Origin of the sequence: Pseudomonas sp. SIMBA_041 (genome assembly GCF_046535095.1) — a bacterium.
GTDB classification, from domain to species: Bacteria; Pseudomonadota; Gammaproteobacteria; order Pseudomonadales; family Pseudomonadaceae; genus Aquipseudomonas; species Aquipseudomonas mucoides.
The window spans coordinates 1-272 of sequence record NZ_JAWRXJ010000310.1 but is presented as its reverse complement, the minus strand read 5'-3'; the positions used below and the strand labels follow the sequence as shown (position 1 = coordinate 272).

The window sequence follows — 272 nt, the reverse complement described above, 5'->3', positions numbered from 1 at the left end:
ACGGTGTGTATCAGCCGATTTCCATTGAACCTCTACGTCAGCTTCTGCGTAGGCTGCACTTCAGCTATCGCGGGAAAAGCGATGATCTGACTATCGAGCTGGACAGCGCTTCCTTGCGAATCTGGAGGGAAAAACGGGATCGAGCGGAAATCACGTTTCGGTTCACGTACAAGGCTACTGTACCAAAGGACGCAGTGGACAAAATCAATATCTTTGATATCAAGGAGGTCAAAACATAGTGGCAAAAAAAGAACAGCAAGCACAAGCCCCCG

Annotated in this window: 1 protein-coding gene; it reads right to left on the bottom strand. The window is 48.9% G+C overall.

The window, feature by feature from the left end; genetic code table 11:
* Nucleotides 1-32 precede the first annotated feature (32 nt).
* Nucleotides 33-272: hypothetical protein (locus SB725_RS31280; RefSeq protein ID WP_410923292.1), on the bottom strand; the 240-nt coding region annotated here is incomplete at its 5' end.